This window comes from Flavobacterium ammoniigenes (assembly GCF_020886055.1).
GTDB classification, from domain to species: domain Bacteria; phylum Bacteroidota; class Bacteroidia; order Flavobacteriales; family Flavobacteriaceae; genus Flavobacterium; species Flavobacterium ammoniigenes.
Genome location: NZ_AP025184.1, coordinates 659,159 through 673,812, shown reverse-complemented (window position 1 = coordinate 673,812; position 14,654 = coordinate 659,159). Strand labels below are relative to the sequence as shown.

At 37.6% G+C, this 14,654-nt stretch carries 13 protein-coding genes; 7 read left to right on the top strand and 6 right to left on the bottom strand.

Features of this window, described 5'->3' with window-relative positions; all coding sequences use genetic code 11:
• Position 1: 1 nt before the first annotated feature.
• Positions 2–1,216, bottom strand: a complete 1,215-nt coding sequence (locus tag LPC21_RS02990) for an aminotransferase class V-fold PLP-dependent enzyme (RefSeq protein WP_229318027.1) — start codon at positions 1,214–1,216, stop codon at positions 2–4.
• A gap of 247 nt (positions 1,217–1,463) precedes the next feature.
• Between LPC21_RS02990 and LPC21_RS02985 the strand changes: the two genes are divergently transcribed.
• On the top strand, positions 1,464–2,810 hold the full coding sequence (locus LPC21_RS02985) for a serine hydrolase domain-containing protein (RefSeq protein ID WP_229318026.1): 1,347 nt from the start codon (positions 1,464–1,466) through the stop codon (positions 2,808–2,810).
• Between the two features lie 62 nt (positions 2,811–2,872).
• On the opposite strand, the gene sufD is transcribed toward LPC21_RS02985, so the two are convergent.
• The 4 genes from sufD to LPC21_RS02965 are packed head-to-tail and all read right to left on the bottom strand — an operon-like array spanning position 2,873 to position 6,867.
• The gene (gene sufD / locus LPC21_RS02980; RefSeq protein WP_229318025.1) at positions 2,873–4,189 is read right to left on the bottom strand and encodes a Fe-S cluster assembly protein SufD; all 1,317 of its coding nucleotides are present in this window, start codon (positions 4,187–4,189) and stop codon (positions 2,873–2,875) included.
• A gap of 55 nt (positions 4,190–4,244) precedes the next feature.
• Positions 4,245–4,994 carry a Fe-S cluster assembly ATPase SufC gene (sufC, locus tag LPC21_RS02975; RefSeq protein WP_229318024.1) on the bottom strand — a complete coding sequence of 250 codons (750 nt, stop codon included), beginning with the start codon at positions 4,992–4,994 and terminating at the stop codon, positions 4,245–4,247.
• Between the two features lie 45 nt (positions 4,995–5,039).
• On the bottom strand, positions 5,040–6,488 hold the full coding sequence (gene sufB, locus LPC21_RS02970; protein ID WP_229318023.1) for a Fe-S cluster assembly protein SufB: 1,449 nt from the start codon (positions 6,486–6,488) through the stop codon (positions 5,040–5,042).
• Positions 6,489–6,537: 49 nt separating this feature from the next.
• Positions 6,538–6,867: a HesB/IscA family protein gene (locus tag LPC21_RS02965; protein WP_229318022.1), complete on the bottom strand. Its 330-nt coding sequence runs from the start codon at positions 6,865–6,867 to the stop codon at positions 6,538–6,540.
• A gap of 174 nt (positions 6,868–7,041) precedes the next feature.
• Between LPC21_RS02965 and LPC21_RS02960 the strand changes: the two genes are divergently transcribed.
• The 6 genes from LPC21_RS02960 to trpS all read left to right on the top strand — a co-directional run bounded on the left by LPC21_RS02960 (position 7,042) and on the right by trpS (position 13,354).
• Positions 7,042–7,902 carry an MBL fold metallo-hydrolase gene (locus tag LPC21_RS02960; protein WP_229318021.1) on the top strand — a complete coding sequence of 287 codons (861 nt, stop codon included), beginning with the start codon at positions 7,042–7,044 and terminating at the stop codon, positions 7,900–7,902.
• 66 nt (positions 7,903–7,968) lie between these two features.
• Entirely contained in the window at positions 7,969–9,549 is a 1,581-nt protein-coding gene (locus tag LPC21_RS02955) for a S8 family peptidase (protein WP_229318020.1), read from the top strand.
• Between the two features lie 56 nt (positions 9,550–9,605).
• The gene (locus LPC21_RS02950; RefSeq protein ID WP_229318019.1) at positions 9,606–11,477 is read left to right on the top strand and encodes a M1 family metallopeptidase; all 1,872 of its coding nucleotides are present in this window, start codon (positions 9,606–9,608) and stop codon (positions 11,475–11,477) included.
• Between the two features lie 10 nt (positions 11,478–11,487).
• Positions 11,488–11,856 carry a DoxX family protein gene (locus LPC21_RS02945; protein WP_229318018.1) on the top strand — a complete coding sequence of 123 codons (369 nt, stop codon included), beginning with the start codon at positions 11,488–11,490 and terminating at the stop codon, positions 11,854–11,856.
• Between the two features lie 26 nt (positions 11,857–11,882).
• Positions 11,883–12,299: an ester cyclase gene (locus LPC21_RS02940; protein ID WP_229318017.1), complete on the top strand. Its 417-nt coding sequence runs from the start codon at positions 11,883–11,885 to the stop codon at positions 12,297–12,299.
• Between the two features lie 80 nt (positions 12,300–12,379).
• Positions 12,380–13,354 (top strand): tryptophan--tRNA ligase, encoded by a 975-nt coding sequence (trpS, locus tag LPC21_RS02935; RefSeq protein WP_229318016.1) that lies wholly within the window; start codon positions 12,380–12,382, stop codon positions 13,352–13,354.
• On the opposite strand, the gene dprA is transcribed toward trpS, so the two are convergent.
• Positions 13,351–14,451: a DNA-processing protein DprA gene (gene dprA / locus LPC21_RS02930; RefSeq protein WP_229318015.1), complete on the bottom strand. Its 1,101-nt coding sequence runs from the start codon at positions 14,449–14,451 to the stop codon at positions 13,351–13,353. The genes trpS and dprA overlap by 4 nt on opposite strands.
• Positions 14,452–14,654: the final 203 nt, after the last annotated feature.

The following is a 14,654-nucleotide window of genomic DNA, read 5'->3' as shown; positions in this document are numbered from 1 at the left end:
ATTAAGACAGCATCATTTTAGCTTTTTTCACCGCTTCGACCATTACATCAATTTCTTCTTTGGTATTGTAAAACGCAAATGAAGCACGAATCGTTCCCGGAATTTCAAAGAAATTCATAATCGGTTGCGCGCAATGGTGTCCTGTTCTAACGGCAATGCCTAATTTATCCACAATCGTTCCAATATCATAGGGATGAATCCCGTCTATATTGAATGAAATCACCGAAGTTTTGGCTTCGGCAGTTCCGTAAATTTTTAATCCTTCAATGGCTAATAACTGCTCGGTGGCGTAATTCAATAATTCTAATTCTTGTTTCTGAATGTTATCAAAACCAACAGAATTCATATAATCTACAGCCGCTCCTAACACAATTCCGCCAGCAATATTAGGTGTTCCAGCTTCAAATTTATGCGGCAATTCAGCATAGGTTGTTTTCTCAAAAGTAACTTCCTTAATCATTTCGCCACCACCTTGGTAAGGCGGTAATTTATTGAGCCACGCTTCTTTTCCGTACAAAATTCCCGTTCCTGTTGGCCCGCATATTTTATGTCCTGAAAAAGCATAAAAATCACAATCCAATTCCTGTACATTCGGTTTCAAATGCGGAACCGCTTGCGCCCCATCAATGAAAACGGCAGCGCCAAATTGATGCGCTTTGTCAATCATGTATTTAATTGGATTGATGGTTCCCAAGGCATTCGAAATATGATTAACGGTTACAATTTTCGTTTTATCCGAAAGCAATTGGTCAAATTCTGTCATCACCAATTCGCCCTTTTCATTCATCGGGATGACTTTCAAAACAGCACCTGTTTTCTCACACAACATTTGCCAAGGCACAATATTACTGTGGTGTTCCAAAGCCGAAACTAGCACCTCATCGCCCGCTTTCAAAAGCGAAGCAAAGCCATTGGCCACCAAATTTACCCCATGAGTTGTGCCCGAAGTAAAAAGGACTTCGTGAGCAAATTGGGCATTAATGTGATTTTGGATTTTAGTTCGAGACGCTTCATAAGCATCGGTGGCTAACTGACTCAAAGTATGTACGCCACGATGAATATTCGCATTGATTTCCTGATAATAGGTCGCAATCGCGTCAATCACCACCTGTGGTTTTTGTGTGGTCGCTCCGTTATCAAAATACACCAACGGCTTTCCGTTTACTTGTCTGGAAAGTATCGGAAAATCGGCTCTTATTTTTTGAATGTCAAACATTTATTTAGAATTTTTCTAAATACAAAAGTAGTAAAATTGCGGTGGATTTTTCAAAATTATTTTGCTTGTTTTTAGGAGCATTTGTTTTGATTTTCAAAGGCATTTTGTCCCGCTATTCGCTTTATCTTTTTGGCCTAAAGTCCAAAAAGGATGCCGCTGCTATCGGGGCTAGACTACGCAACTACTTTTTCGGTTGGAAATAATTCCCAATTTTTATTTACATTGCATGAATTTCAAATTAGTCCAAATGAAAAAAGTAGTACAATTAATTGGTATTGCAGCAGTTATCGGGCTGTTGTATTTTGGCTTTACCACCTATCCAAAACTCGATTTAATTTCAGGTTTCTCCGCTAAAAGTATTGCTTCTGGGCATTTTATAGACCATCGTTCACAACAAATGATTGAACAAGGCGACAACGATATTGACCTCATCGATTTGGCTCAAAACACCATTGACGATGCGGGTCTGTTTGTTACAGCTTCGGTTAAAGGTTTAAAAGAACGCAAAGCCATTTATCGTGAAGGTTTGGGCGCCACTTTAATCAACGATGATTTTGATACTTCAAAACCGTATTTGGTTCCAAAAAGAGATCGATCAAAAGTTAACTTGGTTTATCCTTACGGTGATGCCGAACAAAAAGACACGGTTTTTTCCAATATTGATTACAACCAATTGAACCAAACTGTAGCCAACGCTTTTGACCAAAAAGGACAAAAAAACAAACGTACGCGTTCTGTTATTGTAATTTATAAAGACAAAATTATTGCCGAGCAATACGATACGGGATTTACAAAAAACAGTAAAATTTTAGGATGGTCCATGACTAAAAGTATTACAGCTACTCTTTTTGGAATTCTGGAAAAACAAGGGAAATACAACATTTACCAAGCCGCTCCTATTCCGGAATGGGCAAAAGACGAGCGCAAAAAAATCACCACCAACGATTTATTGCACATGAATTCCGGATTGGAATGGAACGAAGATTACGGAGCGATTTCAGATGTGACTACCATGTTGTTTCAAGCCGAAGACATGACGCGTTCGCAACTCGAAAAACCATTGGCTTTCCAGCCCAATGCGCATTGGAACTATTCGTCGGGAACTACTAATTTGCTTTCGGGCATTTTGAGAAAACAGTTCAAAACCCATCAAGAATACTTGGATTTTTGGTATTCGGCCTTAATTGATAAAATTGGGATGCACTCGATGTTAGTAGAAACTGATATGGCAGGCAATTATGTAGGATCGTCTTACGGATGGGCAACCACACGCGATTGGGCAAAGTTTGGTTTGTTGTATTTGCACCAAGGCAATTGGCGCGGAGAACAACTTTTTAAACCCAGTTGGGCAAAATATGTTGCCACACCAACTAATACATCCAACGGACAATACGGAGGTCAATTTTGGCTGAATTCCAGTGGGCGTTTTCCGGATGCGCCAAAGGATTTGTATTTCGCCAGTGGTTTTCAAGGACAAATGGTCGCAATATTCCCGAGTCATGATTTAGTTATCGTTAGGATGGGACTCAAGGAAGATCCTGAATTTGATTTTAATGGTTTGCTGGGCGGAATTGTTCGCAGCATCAAAAAGTAAAATAAAAAAGAGCGCGACGTATATTACATTGCGCTCTTTTACTATTAAAAAAATTTTATTTACTACAAATCAAACCCTAATTTCACTCCTAATTTAGTAGCAATAATAGCGGTGATTCGGTTTTTTAATTCCGGAATTTTGATGTTTTCAATTACGGCATTAGAAAACGCATACATCAATAAGGCTTTAGCTTCTTTCTTTGGGATACCGCGTTGTTGCATATAAAATAAAGCGGTTTCGTCCAATTGACCCACCGTACAACCATGAGAACATTTCACATCATCTGCAAAAATCTCTAATTGTGGTTTCGCATTAATTGTGGCCTTGTCGCTCAATAAAATATTATTGCTTTTTTGGAAAGCATTAGTTTTTTGCGCTTCTTTTTCTACATAAACTTTTCCGTTAAACACCCCTGTCGAACGGTCAGAAAATATGCCTTTGTAATCTTGGAAACTTTCGCAATTCGGTTGTGCGTGATGTACCAAAGTATAATGATCTACATGTTGCTTGTCGCCAATAATCGTAATTCCGTTTAAAGTACTCGTCAAGCGTTCACCAAAATGATAAAAGTTCAAATTGTTTCGAGTCAAGTTTCCTCCAAAAGAAAAAGTTTGTACCGAAACGTGGCTTTCTTGTTTTTGAGACACATAGGTGTTGTCAATCAAGTTGGCTTCCAATGCGTCGTTTTGGATTTTGTAATAATCCACAATCGCTCTTTTTTGGGCAAAAATCTCGGTAACCGAATTGGTCAGTACAGCATTTTCATTCAGACATTGGTGCCTTTCAATGATTTGAACATGCGAGTTTTCGCCTACAATTACCAAGTTTCTTGGTTGAACCAAAAGCGCCGCTTCAGATCCGGTAGAGAAATACATAATCTCAATCGGCTTGTCCGCCACTTTGCTTTTCGGAATGTTGATATACGCTCCTTCATTGGCGAAAGCCGTATTCAAAGAAGTCAAACTTTCGTCTTTGTTTGCAATTTGATTGAAATACGTATCAATCACCATTTTGTATTTGGGTTTAGTCAATGCCGAAGACATCAAACAAACATCAATTCCGTCATGTGTGGTAGAAGATAAATTTGAAGCAAAAACGCCGTCAATAAAGACAACTTTGTGAGTGTCAATTTCGTGTAAAAAGTATTTTTTTACGTCTTTGAATTCTATAGTCGCTTCATTTTTAGGGAATACACTAAAGTCTTTTTTTAGAATGGTATTCAGTGAGGTGTATTTCCACGCTTCGTCTTTCTTGGTTGGGAAACCTTTATGTTCAAAGTTTTTTATCGCTGCCGTACGCATGTCGTGAAGTTCTGTTTGAACATCCACTCGCGCTTCAAAAGCCATAAAAGACGATAGTAATTTTTCTTTTAATTCCATTTTTTTGGTTGTCATTTGTCGGTCGTCCGTTGGGCAACGGAAACCAAAAAATAGTTTAAACTAATTCTTCCTTAATCCAGTCGTATCCTTTTTCTTCTAGTTCCAAAGCCAAAGCTGCAGTACCTGATTTTACGATTTTTCCGTCCATCAATACGTGAACAAAATCAGGAACAATATAGTCTAACAAACGTTGGTAGTGTGTAATCACTAAAACCGCGTTGTTTTCGTTTTTCAATTTGTTAACCCCATTAGCAACAATTCGTAGGGCATCGATATCCAAACCAGAATCGGTTTCATCCAAAATAGCAATTTTAGGTTCCAACATCGCCATTTGAAATATCTCGTTACGTTTCTTTTCTCCTCCCGAAAAACCTTCGTTTAAAGAACGTGACAAAAACTTTCTGTCCATTTCTAACAATTCTGATTTTTCACGAATCAATTTCAACATTTCGTTAGCGGGCATTTCGTCTTGACCGTTAGCTTTGCGTTTTTCATTGATGGCTGTTTTGATGAAATTGGTCACCGAAACTCCTGGAATTTCTACTGGATATTGGAACGACAAGAATACGCCTTTGTGCGCTCTTTCTTCAGGAGCTAAATCGGCTAAATCTTCACCCGCCAAAACAATGTCCCCTTCGGTTACTTCGTAATTTTCGTTTCCAGCAATGATAGAAGATAAAGTGGATTTTCCGGCACCGTTAGGTCCCATAATCGCGTGTACTTCTCCTGCTTTTACTTCAAGATTGATTCCTTTTAATATTTCTTTATCGCCGATTGAAGCGTGTAAATTGCTAATTTTTAACATTTTATTCTTTTATTTTAAACCGTTTGGTATTAAGATTTATATCAGTTATCCTACGCTTCCTTCAAGCGAAATTTCTAGTAATTTTTGTGCTTCAACAGCAAATTCCATTGGCAACTTGTTCAACACATCTTTACTAAATCCGTTTACTATTAACGCAATGGCTTTCTCTGTTGGAATTCCACGTTGATTGCAATAAAATACTTGGTCTTCGCCAATTTTACTGGTCGTCGCTTCGTGTTCTATTTTAGCGGTTGGGTTTTTGCTTTCGATATATGGAAAAGTATGTGCGCCACAACTATTTCCCATCAACAATGAATCGCATTGAGAAAAGTTACGCGCATTATCAGCTCTAGGGCTAATTTGAACCAATCCGCGGTAACTGTTTTGTGATTTACCAGCCGAAATTCCTTTAGAAATAATTGTCGATTTGGTGTTTTTACCTAGATGGATCATCTTGGTTCCAGTATCGGCTTGTTGGAAATTATTGGTAACAGCTATCGAATAAAATTCGCCTACCGAATTGTCGCCTTTTAAAACTACAGAAGGATATTTCCAGGTTACTGCCGAACCGGTTTCTACTTGTGTCCATGAAATTTTAGCGTTTTTCTCGCACAAACCTCTTTTAGTCACAAAATTATACACCCCTCCTTTACCTTCTTTATTTCCAGGATACCAATTTTGAACGGTAGAATATTTGATCTCAGCATCTTCCATGGCAATTAATTCAACTACCGCTGCGTGCAGTTGATTTTCGTCACGACTTGGTGCCGTACATCCTTCCAAGTAACTCACATAACTACCTGCATCAGCCACTAAAAGCGTACGTTCAAATTGTCCTGTTCCAGCTTGATTGATTCGGAAATAGGTAGACAATTCCATTGGACATTTCACTCCTTTCGGAATGTAGCAGAACGAGCCGTCTGAAAATACAGCCGAATTCAACGCGGCATAATAATTATCTTTTTGCGGAACTATTGTGCCTAAATATTTTTGAACCAAGTCTGGGTATTCGCGAATCGCTTCAGAAATACTCATGAAGATGATGCCTTTTTCGGCCAATGTTTTCTTAAAAGTGGTAGCTACTGAAACAGAGTCTACTACAATATCCATCGCCACATTGTTCATCATTTTTTGTTCATCGACTGAGATCCCTAGCTTTTTGTACATCGCCAACAATTCTGGATCGACATCGTCTAATGTTTTGTTTGGATCTGCTTTTTTGGGTGCCGAATAATACGAAATAGCTTGAAAGTCAGGTTTTTCATAATGTACATTAGCCCATTCAGGTTCTTCCATTTGCTCCCAAGCGCGAAAGGCCTCAATACGCCAATCGGTCATCCATTGCGGCTCTTCTTTTTTCTTAGAAATAGCACGAACGATATCTTCATTTAAACCGATCGGAAAAGTTTCCGAATCAAGTTCAGTATAAAATCCGTACTCGTACTCCTTGTTTTCGAGTTCGATTTTTAAATCGTCTTCAGTATATTTACTCATAATTTTTTATCGTTTAACCCTTGTTTGGGTTGAAACCCTTGAGGGGTTTTTATAAAGAAAAAGATTCTCCGCATCCACAAGTTCTACTTGCGTTCGGATTGTTAAACACAAATCCTTTTCCGTTTAAACCGCCCGAAAATTCTAAAATCGTTCCTGCTAAGTACAAAAATGATTTTTTCTCTACGGCAATCTTTACATTATTGTCTTCAAAAACTTTGTCGTTTTCGGTAAGTTCTTTATCGAATTTCAATTCATAAGACAAGCCCGAACAACCACCGCTTTTCACGCCCACACGAACGTAATCTTGGGCAGCATCAAAACCGTCTTCGTTCATCATGTCGATGATCCTTTTACTGGCAGTATCTGAAACTTTAATCATGTGTTGAATTTTGTTATTTTTATTTTTTCTAAATAAAGCGCAAAGATAATACCTTTTAAAGTAAATGCCATGCGCATTCAAATTTTTATAACTAATCTTAGTATAGAAAAAATTGATTTCAAGAATTGGAATCAAACTATTTAGTAATTTGCAGCTGTTTTAATTCAAAAATCGATGAAATTATACCCTATAGAAACTGGCAATTTTAAACTCGATGGCGGCGCTATGTTTGGCGTGGTGCCCAAATCCATTTGGAACAAAACCAATCCCGCAGATGACAACAATTTGATTGATATTGCCGCGCGTTGTTTATTAATTGAAGATGGGAATCGATTAATTTTGATTGATACCGGAATGGGTAATAAACAATCCGATAAATTTTTTGGTTATTATTCGCTTTGGGGGACACATTCGTTAGACAAGTCCTTGGCAAAATACGGTTTTCACCGAGATGATATTACCGATGTTTTTATGACCCACTTGCATTTTGATCATTGCGGCGGAAGTATTCAGTGGAACAAGGACCGAACTGGCTACGAACCTGCATTTAAAAACGCTGTTTTCTGGAGTAATGAAAAGCATTGGCAATGGGCAACAGAACCCAATGTGAGAGAAAAAGCATCTTTCTTAAAGGAAAACATTATCCCGATGCAAGAGAGTGGCCAACTTCGATTTGTACAAAGACCAGAAGACGACTATTTAGTAAAATCGGAATTGGGTTTTGGAATTCTATTTGTGGATGGTCATACCGAAAAACAAATGATTCCACACATCCAATACCAAGACAAAACCATTGTTTTTTGTGCTGATTTATTGGCGACAGCCGGACACATTCCAATTCCTTATGTTATGGGCTATGACACCCGACCTTTATTAACGATGCCTGAAAAAACAAAGTTTATGAATGCGGCAGCCGAAAACAATTACTATTTGTTCTTACAACATGACGCGCACAACGAAATTATTAGGGTGGAAAAAACAGAAAGAGGCGTTCGTTTAAAAGATACGTTTTCTGCTGACGAAATATTAAAATAAAGTTAATCGTTACGATTAATTGCCCAAAATAAAAGTATTTTTGAATAATCATTAAAAACCAATTCGATGAAAAAAATAAATATTTCTCTATTATCACTTGTTGTGATGGCTGGTTTGTCATTTTCGACTACAGCTCAAACACTTACTAAAAAAGCAAAACTTACAGCAACTGAATTGAACCGATGGAGTCATTTGGATTTAGCCAAAGACACGATTCCTGGAATGAGCGTAGATAAAGCCTATGCCGAATTATTGAAAGGTAAAAAGGGAGTTACCGTTATTGTTGGGATTGTTGATTCGGGGGTAGATATTGAACACGACGACTTAAAATCAGTAGTCTGGACTAATAAAAAAGAGATTGCCGGAAACGGAATTGACGATGACAAAAACGGCTATATCGATGATATTCATGGATGGAATTTCTTGGGAAACATCACTAAGGAAAATGTAGAATACGAACGTATTATCAAAGACAAATCGTTGGTGGACGAAAAAACCTATTTGGCCGCTAAAGCGATGAACGATAAAAAAGTAGCAGAAGCTGCTCAAGGAAAATCACGTTTAGAACAAATGTTGGCAACAATTGCCGAAGGTGATGCCGCTATAAGTAAACAATTAGGAAAGTCAAGCTATAGTGTTGAAGAAGTAAACGCAATTACTTCTACTGATCCAGCACTACAAAAAAGCAAAGCTGACATGCAAAAAATGCTGTCTTATGGAATGCCTGTTTCGGAATTGAAAGAAGCGGTGCAAAAACAATTGGATGATTTTAATGCCTTGCTAAATGGTGACAATCTCAAAACGGATTACCGTAAAGTAGTAGGTGATAATCCAAATGACATAACCGACATTAAATATGGAAATAATATTGTTTTTGGACCTGACAAAGAAGAAGCAAGACACGGAACACACGTTGCGGGAATTGTGGCTCAAGTTCGCAATAACAATATGGGTGGAGACGGAATTGCTTCTAATGTTCAAATTTTAACGGTTCGTGCTGTTCCAGATGGTGACGAGTATGACAAAGACATCGCGTTGGGAATTCGATATGCTGTAGACAATGGAGCTAAAGTAATCAACGGTAGTTTTGGAAAACCATTTTCACCTCAAAAACAATGGGTGTATGATGCGATTAAATATGCCGAAAAGAAAGACGTATTAATTGTTCACGCTGCTGGAAATGACGCCAAAGACATTGATTATAATGATAACTTTCCAAATGATTCAGACGATAAAATAACCGAATTTGCTGACAATATGATCACTGTCGGTGCTTTGAACTTTGAAAATGGAAACAAATTAGTAGCGCGCTTTTCGAATATTGGAAAAATCAACGTAGATGTTTTTGCACCTGGAGTAAAAATCTATGCTACAACCCCGAAAAACACCTACAGCTTTTTACAAGGAACCTCAATGGCCGCACCAAACGTAGCTGGAGTAGCTGCTTTGATCCGTTCTTATTATCCAAAATTAACCGCTAAACAAGTGAAACACATTTTAATGGATTCAGGAGTTGCTATTGAGAGCGATGTTATTGTGGGTGGAAAACCAGCAGATATACGTCCGTTTTCAGCACTTTCTAAATCAGGGAAAATTGTAAATGCCTATAACGCTTTACAAATGGCTGAAAAAATGTCAAAAAAATAATTCGAAAACAAAACTAACACGGAAGGGTATAAGCCCTTCCTTTTTTATTTTATACCATGAAGAATCTCTTTTTAATCGCTGCTTTTTCTTTTGGAGTAACTGGAATCGCACAAAACACTTCCTATTGGCAACAACATGTCGATTATAAAATGGACGTGAAAATGGATGTCAAAACCTATCAATACAAAGGAAAACAAGAATTGGTGTATACTAATAATTCGCCAGACACCTTGCGAAAAGTGTATTACCATTTGTACAATAATGCCTTTCAACCGGGCAGCGAAATGGATGCGCGTATCCAGAGTATTAAAGATCCTGACGGAAGAATGGTGCACAAAGTCAAAGTAGGCGAAACCGAAGTGAAAGAGAGCCGCATCAAAAACCTAAAACCGAATGAAATTGGATATTTACATATTTCTAATTTCAAACAGGACGGGCAAACTGCTCTGGCAAAAGAAGTAGGAACAGTATTAGAAGTGACTTTGGCTAAGCCCATTTTGCCAAATTCCAAAACTACTTTTAGCTTGGATTTTGACGGTCAAGTTCCGATTCAAATTCGCCGTTCTGGAAGAAATAACGCCGAAGGAGTGGAATTATCCATGGCGCAATGGTATCCAAAATTAGCCGAATTCGATTTTGAAGGTTGGCACGCTGATCCTTATATCGCCAGAGAATTTCATGGTGTTTGGGGAAATTTTGATGTGAAAATAAACATTGATTCCAACTATATTTTGGGAGGTTCAGGCTATTTACAAAACAAAAACGAAATTGGTCACGGTTACCAAGACGCAGGTATTACGGTAGTTCATCCGAAGAAAAACAAAACGCTTACTTGGCATTTTGTGGCGCCGATGGTACACGATTTTACTTGGGCAGCCGACAAAGAGTACATTCACGACGTGGCGAAAGGGCCCAATAATGTAGACATTCACTTTTTGTACAAAAACAATCCGAAGTACATTCAAAACTGGAAAAACCTTCAGCCAAAAACAGTGCAGTTGATGGAGGTGTACAACAAAACCGTTGGAAATTATCCCTACCAACAATATTCTGTTATTCAAGGCGGCGATGGCGGAATGGAATATGCCATGTGTACGTTGATTTTAGGGCAAGGTGATTGGGATGGTTTGTTAGGGGTTACAGCTCATGAAATGGCGCATTCTTGGTTCCAACATGTATTGGCTTCTAACGAATCCAAACACGGCTGGATGGACGAAGGTTTCACTTCATTTTTAGAAGATTATGGTTTAAATGAAATTGCCGATAAAAAAGTAGAAAATCCATATGGTGGAGCTTATAAAGGTTACAATTGGTTGGCTAATTCTGGAAAAGAACAGCCCCAAGGAACACATGCTGATCGTTTTGATGAAAATAGAGTATATAGTATCACTTCCTACAGCAAAGGCGAATTGTTCTTGTCTCAATTAATCTATGTTATTGGAAAAGAGAATTTACTTAAAACGTTGAAAAAATACTATGCTGATTTTAAATTCAAACACCCAACTCCAAATGACATTAAACGCTCTGCAGAGCGTGTTACTGGCGCTAATTTAGATTGGTACCTGTTAGATTGGACTGAAACAACCAACACTATTGATTACGGAATTAAAGAAGTAAAAGACAATGCAGCTGCAACTACGGTAACGCTAGAGCGAATCGGTAGAATGCCAATGCCAATGGACGTTTTAATAGAATATACCGACGGCACAACAGAAAGTTTCTATATCCCATTGCGTATGATGAGTTTTGAAAAAGAAAACCCAACTCCTGCCATTAAAAGAACCGTTTTAAACGATTGGGCATGGGCCTATCCTACTTTTGAATTTAGTGTTTCAAAACCTAAAGCAAGCATTAAAAAAATTACTCTTGATCCAAGCGGTTTAATGGCAGATGTGAAATTGGATAATAATAGTTATATAGCGAAATAAAACCACTATAATGAAAAAAGACAAAATAATTTTTTGGACAGCAACCACAATCATTGCTTTGTTGGAAGGAGTAATGCCTGCCTTAACCTCACAAACAGAATTAGCAAAAGAAGGAATTAGACATTTAGGTTATCCTGAGTATTTTGGAAATGTCTTGGTGGTCTTTAAAGTTTTGGGAGTCCTTGCCATTGTAATTCCACAAGTTTCTAAACGAGTAAAAGAATGGGCATATGCGGGTTTTGCTTTTGACTTTCTTTTTGCAGCTATCTCTCACGGAGCTGTTGACGGAGTCAATGGACAAACTTTTTTCCCTTTAGTAGTTTTAGGGATTTTAGCCGTTTCTTACATTTACTATCACAAATTAATCGAGAAACATTAGTAAATCGTTAGTAAATTCAACCCCATATGAAAAACAAAGAAATTGTAAAACAATTTTTAGAACAGGTTCGCTCAGGAAAATTTCCTGAAAAAGCAGGGTTGTATATGTCCGATTCTATTCTTGCGCACCAAATGAACTCCGAAAATGAAACGACGGTAATCAGAACACCACAAAACTATTCAGAACATATCGAAGATTTTGTACAAATGTTTGGCCAATTCTCTTTTGAAATAACCGATCTTATTGCAGAGGAGGATAAAGTTTATGCGCGATGGAAACAAATAGGAAATCATCTTGCTGAAATAGACGGTTACCAACCAACAGGAAATCCTTTAATTGAAATTGCAAGTTGTGTATACCGTCTAGAAAATAATAAAATTGCAGAATACTGGATTCAAATTGATCGTCTTGGTTTTGAAAAACAATTACAACAAAACGGTTGATTGATTAAAAAATAAAAAAGAACAGAAAGCTTGTGAAAATGAAGCAAACTTTGCGAAATTTGCACACAAGAAAAACAATCATGGCAAAAATACTTACAGGAGTTCAAAGTACAGGAACTCCCCATTTAGGAAACTTATTAGGCGCAATCATTCCTGCAATAGAATTATCCAATAATCCGGCAAACGAATCGTTTCTGTTTATTGCCGATTTGCATTCGGTTACCCAAATAAAAAACGGCGAAACCTTACGTGCCAATACATACAGTACGGCAGCGGCATGGTTAGCCTGTGGACTAAATGTAGATAAAGTAGTTTTTTACAGACAATCAGATGTGCCTCAAACGGCTGAATTGTCTTGGTATTTGAGTTGTTTTTTTCCGTTCCAACGTTTGACTTTAGCACATTCTTTCAAGGATAAATCAGATCGTTTAGACGATGTCAATGCTGGTTTGTTTTCGTATCCCATGCTGATGGCGGCCGATATTTTATTGTATGACGCCGAGTTTGTTCCTGTAGGGAAAGACCAATTGCAACACCTTGAAATTACTCGTGATGTGGCTTCGCGTTTCAATCATCAAATGGGCGAAACTTTTGTCATTCCTGAAGCTAAAATTCAAGAAGATAGCATGTTGATTCCGGGTACCAATGGTGGAAAAATGAGTAAATCAGCCAATAATGTGATCAACATTTTCCTAGACGATAAAGCATTGCGCAAGCAAATCATGAGCATCGAAACCGATAGCACGCCGCTTGAAGATCCTAAAAATACAGAGACTTGTAATGCCTTTGCTATTTATAAACTCTTGGCTTCTGAAAGTGAAATCGAAATTATGAAAGCCAATTATTTAGGTGGAAATTATGGTTACGGTCACGCCAAACAAGCTTTGTTTGAATTGATTGTGGAAAAATTCAAAACTGAAAGAGCGCAATACAATTACTATATTAATAACCTAACTGAGGTAGATGAATTGCTTCGAAAAGGAGCTCAAAAAGCAAGCTCGGTGGCCAACGGGGTTTTGTCAAAAGTAAGGGCAAAACTGGGCTTCGAAAATTAAATTGCTTCAAATAACTTTCCAGGTAAGGGTCGAATTACGCCTTTTAATTCCATATTTAATAAAATTCCAGAAATTCTATAAATCGGAAAATCGCAGCGCAGGGCAATAACATCGAGTAATTCTTTTCCTGACTGTAAAAGGTAATCGTAGATTTTTTGTTCGTCATCATCTAAGGCTACAAAGAGTTGTTTTTGCACCGATTTAACTTCTTTTTCAATATCCCAATTCAGCATATAAATCAAATCGGAAGCGCTAGTCAACACATTTGCTTTTTGGGTTTTAATCAACGTATTACATCCTTGACTGTATTTATCGGATACGCGACCCGGAACAGCAAACACATCCCGATTGTATTCGTTGGCTAGATTAGCAGTAATCAAAGACCCTCCCCGCTCAGCCGATTCGATTACAATTGTCGCCTCCGTCATTCCGGCGACAATCCGATTTCTTCTCACAAAATTCTCTTTATCTGGATTGGAAGAACTCCAAAATTCAGTCATAAAACCACCATTTTCTTCCATTTTTGCGACATATTTTTTGTGTGATTTGGGGTAAATTTGGTTCAGTCCATGGGCTACAACGCCAATAGTTTGTAGGTTGTTTTCCATGGCAAATTGATGTGCTACAATATCGACGCCATAAGCAAATCCACTAACGATTACTGGGTTGAGAGGAGCTAGTTCGGCAATGAATTTGCGACAAAAATCCAAGCCATAAGAGGTAATCTGACGCGTACCCACGATACTTATCATTTTCTGATTTTTCAGACTAATGTTGCCTGAACTAAATAATACCAATGGGCTGTCAAAACAATGTTTCAATCGTTCTGGATAATCAGCATCTTGAAAAGTAGTAATGGAAATTGAATTGGATGAAATAAATTCCAATTCACGTTCTGCTTTCGCAAAAATAGATTGATCTTTAAAATTTTTTAATAATACAGATCCTATTCCGTCAATAGCTTTTAATTGCGAAACTTTGGCTTGGAAAACCGCTTCGACAGAGCCAAATTGGGTGAGTAGTTTTTTGGCAATAATATCGCCTACGCCTTCTACTCGCTGCAAAGCAAGTAAATAAAATAATTCTTGGTCATTCATTGGGGGTCAATTTGGAGATTAAAAGTAGTTATAATGTCTGAAATGCATTTAGTTTTTGATAAAAAATAAAGCCAAAATTTGATTTTGAACTCTTTTTTAAAATAACCGTTAGTTATTAACTTCCTGGAAAAGAAATAGGTGGAAAAATAATTCCGATTGTTAATAAAAATTGTGAATAAAATTTTGATAACTATTTTGGTTGC

Coding starts and splice junctions, on each gene's coding strand:
- LPC21_RS02990 (WP_229318027.1), bottom strand. CDS start 1,216: ATGTTTGACATTCAAAAAATAAGAGCCGATTTTCCGATACTTTCCAGA.
- LPC21_RS02985 (WP_229318026.1), top strand. CDS start 1,464: ATGAAAAAAGTAGTACAATTAATTGGTATTGCAGCAGTTATCGGGCTG.
- sufD (WP_229318025.1), bottom strand. CDS start 4,189: ATGGAATTAAAAGAAAAATTACTATCGTCTTTTATGGCTTTTGAAGCG.
- sufC (WP_229318024.1), bottom strand. CDS start 4,994: ATGTTAAAAATTAGCAATTTACACGCTTCAATCGGCGATAAAGAAATA.
- sufB (WP_229318023.1), bottom strand. CDS start 6,488: ATGAGTAAATATACTGAAGACGATTTAAAAATCGAACTCGAAAACAAG.
- LPC21_RS02965 (WP_229318022.1), bottom strand. CDS start 6,867: ATGATTAAAGTTTCAGATACTGCCAGTAAAAGGATCATCGACATGATG.
- LPC21_RS02960 (WP_229318021.1), top strand. CDS start 7,042: ATGAAATTATACCCTATAGAAACTGGCAATTTTAAACTCGATGGCGGC.
- LPC21_RS02955 (WP_229318020.1), top strand. CDS start 7,969: ATGAAAAAAATAAATATTTCTCTATTATCACTTGTTGTGATGGCTGGT.
- LPC21_RS02950 (WP_229318019.1), top strand. CDS start 9,606: ATGAAGAATCTCTTTTTAATCGCTGCTTTTTCTTTTGGAGTAACTGGA.
- LPC21_RS02945 (WP_229318018.1), top strand. CDS start 11,488: ATGAAAAAAGACAAAATAATTTTTTGGACAGCAACCACAATCATTGCT.
- LPC21_RS02940 (WP_229318017.1), top strand. CDS start 11,883: ATGAAAAACAAAGAAATTGTAAAACAATTTTTAGAACAGGTTCGCTCA.
- trpS (WP_229318016.1), top strand. CDS start 12,380: ATGGCAAAAATACTTACAGGAGTTCAAAGTACAGGAACTCCCCATTTA.
- dprA (WP_229318015.1), bottom strand. CDS start 14,451: ATGAATGACCAAGAATTATTTTATTTACTTGCTTTGCAGCGAGTAGAA.